The sequence below is a fragment of the Streptococcus sp. 4155 genome, assembly GCF_013276695.1.
In the GTDB taxonomy this organism is placed as follows: Bacteria; Bacillota; Bacilli; order Lactobacillales; family Streptococcaceae; genus Streptococcus; species Streptococcus pseudopneumoniae.
This window is the reverse complement of sequence record NZ_VMLM01000048.1, coordinates 1-3,306: the sequence shown is the minus strand read 5'-3', so window position 1 is coordinate 3,306 and position 3,306 is coordinate 1. Positions and strand designations below refer to the sequence as shown.

General features: G+C 40.9%; 10 protein-coding genes. All 10 read left to right on the top strand.

The features are described from left to right. A partial coding sequence (locus HT715_RS06380; RefSeq protein ID WP_172922869.1) for a DnaD domain protein occupies positions 1–364 on the top strand: 364 nt, incomplete at its 5' end. Further along, on the top strand, positions 352–510 hold the full coding sequence (locus HT715_RS06375) for a hypothetical protein (RefSeq protein WP_000511763.1): 159 nt from the start codon (positions 352–354) through the stop codon (positions 508–510). The genes HT715_RS06380 and HT715_RS06375, both read left to right, overlap by 13 nt. After that, positions 504–1,274: an ATP-binding protein gene (locus HT715_RS06370; protein ID WP_138707260.1), complete on the top strand. Its 771-nt coding sequence runs from the start codon at positions 504–506 to the stop codon at positions 1,272–1,274. The genes HT715_RS06375 and HT715_RS06370 overlap by 7 nt, the downstream gene beginning before the upstream one ends. A 14-nt stretch (positions 1,275–1,288) precedes the next feature. Then, positions 1,289–1,483 (top strand): hypothetical protein, encoded by a 195-nt coding sequence (locus tag HT715_RS12455; RefSeq protein ID WP_054388383.1) that lies wholly within the window; start codon positions 1,289–1,291, stop codon positions 1,481–1,483. Beyond that, positions 1,483–1,707 (top strand): hypothetical protein, encoded by a 225-nt coding sequence (locus tag HT715_RS11925; RefSeq protein ID WP_055356729.1) that lies wholly within the window; start codon positions 1,483–1,485, stop codon positions 1,705–1,707. Before HT715_RS12455 ends, HT715_RS11925 begins: the two co-directional genes overlap by 1 nt. A gap of 90 nt (positions 1,708–1,797) precedes the next feature. After that, positions 1,798–2,193 carry a single-stranded DNA-binding protein gene (ssb, locus tag HT715_RS06365; RefSeq protein WP_000609556.1) on the top strand — a complete coding sequence of 132 codons (396 nt, stop codon included), beginning with the start codon at positions 1,798–1,800 and terminating at the stop codon, positions 2,191–2,193. 15 nt (positions 2,194–2,208) lie between these two features. Beyond that, positions 2,209–2,376, top strand: a complete 168-nt coding sequence (locus tag HT715_RS06360) for a hypothetical protein (RefSeq protein WP_000233205.1) — start codon at positions 2,209–2,211, stop codon at positions 2,374–2,376. Next, the gene (locus HT715_RS06355) at positions 2,363–2,554 is read left to right on the top strand and encodes a hypothetical protein (protein ID WP_001105094.1); all 192 of its coding nucleotides are present in this window, start codon (positions 2,363–2,365) and stop codon (positions 2,552–2,554) included. Before HT715_RS06360 ends, HT715_RS06355 begins: the two co-directional genes overlap by 14 nt. Beyond that, positions 2,544–2,876, top strand: coding sequence for a hypothetical protein (locus HT715_RS06350; protein ID WP_138702233.1), 333 nt, complete (start codon positions 2,544–2,546; stop codon positions 2,874–2,876). The genes HT715_RS06355 and HT715_RS06350 overlap by 11 nt, the downstream gene beginning before the upstream one ends. Further along, a complete protein-coding gene (locus tag HT715_RS06345) occupies positions 2,851–3,165 on the top strand; it encodes a hypothetical protein (protein WP_138702247.1) in 315 nt (104 codons plus the stop codon). The genes HT715_RS06350 and HT715_RS06345 overlap by 26 nt, the downstream gene beginning before the upstream one ends. Positions 3,166–3,306 lie beyond the last annotated feature (141 nt).

The following is a 3,306-nucleotide window of genomic DNA, read 5'->3' as shown; positions in this document are numbered from 1 at the left end:
AGATAAAGATAAGAATAAGAATAGATTAGATAAAGATAAGAATAAGAAAAGAATAACTACTACTACTAGTAGTGGTGGTCAAGAAAATATCTTAGAACTTTTTCAATCTGAATTTCGTAGGCTCTTATCTGGATTTGAAATTGAAGAAATCAACCATCTCCTAAATGAGAATGATGTGGATTTGGTGAAAGAAGCACTGAAGACTGCTATTAACTCAGGAAAGCCGAACATCAAATATATAGGTGGGATTTTAAGAAATTGGCAGATGAACAATGTTACCACTGTTGAGCAGGTTCGTCAATCAGAGAAAAAGAATAAGGATAAGAAAGAAGAACAGGAGGCCAAGGACGAATGGGGATACTAGAACTAATTGAACAATTCGAGATTGACTATTATCCGTTAAGCTACGAGAAGAAAACTCTTTTAGCAGACCAACCAATTCATCAAGTGGTTGCATGCTTGTCTGAAATGGCTAGCTGGCATGAATGTGGAGGTCGTCTGTCATGGTAGACAATGTGTTTGAGGAGATTGCCTTATCTTATCACAGGAATACAGAACAACAAGATGAGTTTTGCGAAAAGCATAACATTCCTTTGATAAAGATATTGCGGACTGAGAGTGTTGTATGCCGCATGTGTGAATCTGAGCGGATCCATGAGGAGAATCAAGCAAGAGTGAATGAACTGGCCGACGCTGAGAATGAGCGAGAGAGGAAATACTATCTTGAGAAGTTTTCTCTTTATGATGAGGTTTTGAAAAATGCGACTTTGGACAACTTTGAGACACCCACTGAAAAAGAAGCGGAAAAGCTAGCTTTTGCAAAGAGGATTTGTCGTGAGTGGTCTGAGGGGGCTAGGAACAACATCGTGTTACAAGGAGAAGCTGGAACTGGTAAGAGCCATTTGGCCTTTGCGATGGTAAAAGCTTTATCTGAGTACACGAAAGAGATTGCTATTTTCATCAACGTGACTGACTTGTTGATGAAGATTAAAGCTGATTTTAGTCAGGAAGAGTTTCTGGTCAATAAAATTGCCAGTGCTAAGTTCTTGGTTTTGGATGATTTGGGCATGGAGAAGGATAGCGAATGGTCGTTTACTATTCTCTACAATATCCTGAATAAGCGTTCAAATACAATCATTACCACCAATTTGACTTCTGCTAATATTCAGAAAAGATATGGCAGACCCTTTATGTCCAGACTGATGAAGGGTGTGGATAAAGACCATTTAATGGTTTTCAACGACTTGACAAACAAGCGGAAGCAATATTTTTAGAATGGAGGTGGCTGATGTTTATTTTAAGACATGGGACAAGAGAGGATAAGCCGTTTCTGAGGTCCGCAGTTATTGGTGTGACTGGCTTGGACATTTCATGTTCAGAGGAGAAGAAAGCCATGCGGTTTGTTTCTCGGGCGGCAGCCTTACAGGTTGGTAAAGCATTGAGGAGTTCCTTTGGGAACTTTTACCCCGTTGAGGTGGAGTGATGTTAAATCTTTACTTCGTCTACAACGGGCACTGCAAGTTTTACCTTGGGACGTTTGACAATGTCGATGATCTCATTGAGCAAATGGAAGATCATCAGTGGGCTTTCTCGGCTATCACTCAGCCAAGGTTTCAGAAGCACATTGGTCAGCGGACGACACGGTTTGACTATGGTGCGAAGGATTGTTACTATTTAGCAACTTTTTTCAGGAGGATAAGAAAATGATTGAACTTATTAAAGAATTTGGCATGGCTATTCTATGGCTATTTCTCGGCTACTTAATCGGAGAACGTGCAGCAAGAAAGGACAAGAAAGATGATCAATAATGTTACGTTAGTGGGGCGCTTGACGAAAGACCCTGAATTAAAACATACACCGTCGAATGTGGCGGTTGCTACCTTTACTCTGGCGGTCAATCGGAATTTCAAGGGAGCTAACGGCGAGCGAGAGGCGGACTTTATCAACTGTATGATGTGGCGCAAGCAGGCGGAGCTATTCGCAGAATGGTGCAAGAAGGGTAATCTGGTCGGTGTGACGGGTCGCATCCAGACAAGGAACTACGAGAATCAGGAGGGGCGCAGGGTCTATCTGACTGAGGTGGTCGCAGATGGTTTTGAGCGACTTGAAAAGCGTGATGATACTGCTAACCGTTCGAATATTGAGGAACAAATGCCAGGATACGCCCTTGAGGAAGATGATTTTCCGTTTTAGTGGGAGGTAAGAAATATGGTTGGAGTAACCTATCAGGAAATTCATCTCTTTGTTGAGTTTTTGAAAAAGCAGTATGGGCAAGGGCGTCCAGACTATATTGAAGCCCTGAACGACTTAGACGGTATGGCGGAAGTCTCCTATAGAGAAGCTATTGAAAGATTTTTAGACGATGAATTACGATAAACAGGTAGTAATCGAAGGACTGAAACGTACAATTGAGCAAAATGAAGAGAAGATAATCGAGTATTCGAAACCGTGCGATGCACGCAAGAGACGGATTAGAGCGCTGGAGCGCGATTTGTTGAAGAAAAAGAATAAAGAATTGAGGAAAAAAGTGGAGGAGTTGGAAGATGAAATATAAAGTGACAGAATACCATTCAGATTTTCAAGAAGAACAGACTGGCACTTGCGAATTGTGTTTTGGTACAGCGTGGGTTGAAAATGGTTCAATAACGGTTGAAGATGAAAATGGAACTGAAACAGAAATTTATTTAACTGTTTGGGATTGGGGCGATTACGACACAATCTACATTGATAATGTGGTTAATTTCTCAGCTTGGTTGCAAGAAAGGGAAGTTGACCAAATCGTTGAAGAAACCGAACCTTGGTCGTGGTTGCATGAATTGGTAGAAAAATATAATGAGGAGTTGGAAGATGATGGAAGATTTAAAGCAAAAAGTTAATGAAGTATACAATTGGACGGTAGAAGACGGGAAACCCAAACCTCCCAAGCAAGATTTACCACAAGCAGTGAAAGACCGGGCGGACTATTTTTGGGAAATGGCAGAAGATGGTATGACATTTATGGGAGCGATGGAATGCATCTTCGCTGATGAAAAGCCTATAGACTATGATTTGGGAGCTACTAAGGGTTGGTTTCCAAAATCTAAGGAGTTTGATGATTGGGTTGGCTATTCGCCAAGCATGTCTCAGGTAGTTATTGCAGTTTATTTGATTTATGGAGGAAACTAAGATGAATATTAAGGCATTGATTAAGAAGTACGAAGCGGTTGAATGTGTTGTAGGTATTGTTAACGGAAAAACTATTCTAAAAACCGTTCTAAGAGACTTGAAACAACTAGACGAACAAAAATCAGTCAAAGTTCCGCAGTT

Coding starts and splice junctions, on each gene's coding strand:
- HT715_RS06375 (WP_000511763.1), top strand. CDS start 352: ATGGGGATACTAGAACTAATTGAACAATTCGAGATTGACTATTATCCG.
- HT715_RS06370 (WP_138707260.1), top strand. CDS start 504: ATGGTAGACAATGTGTTTGAGGAGATTGCCTTATCTTATCACAGGAAT.
- HT715_RS12455 (WP_054388383.1), top strand. CDS start 1,289: ATGTTTATTTTAAGACATGGGACAAGAGAGGATAAGCCGTTTCTGAGG.
- HT715_RS11925 (WP_055356729.1), top strand. CDS start 1,483: ATGTTAAATCTTTACTTCGTCTACAACGGGCACTGCAAGTTTTACCTT.
- ssb (WP_000609556.1), top strand. CDS start 1,798: ATGATCAATAATGTTACGTTAGTGGGGCGCTTGACGAAAGACCCTGAA.
- HT715_RS06360 (WP_000233205.1), top strand. CDS start 2,209: ATGGTTGGAGTAACCTATCAGGAAATTCATCTCTTTGTTGAGTTTTTG.
- HT715_RS06355 (WP_001105094.1), top strand. CDS start 2,363: ATGAATTACGATAAACAGGTAGTAATCGAAGGACTGAAACGTACAATT.
- HT715_RS06350 (WP_138702233.1), top strand. CDS start 2,544: ATGAAATATAAAGTGACAGAATACCATTCAGATTTTCAAGAAGAACAG.
- HT715_RS06345 (WP_138702247.1), top strand. CDS start 2,851: ATGGAAGATTTAAAGCAAAAAGTTAATGAAGTATACAATTGGACGGTA.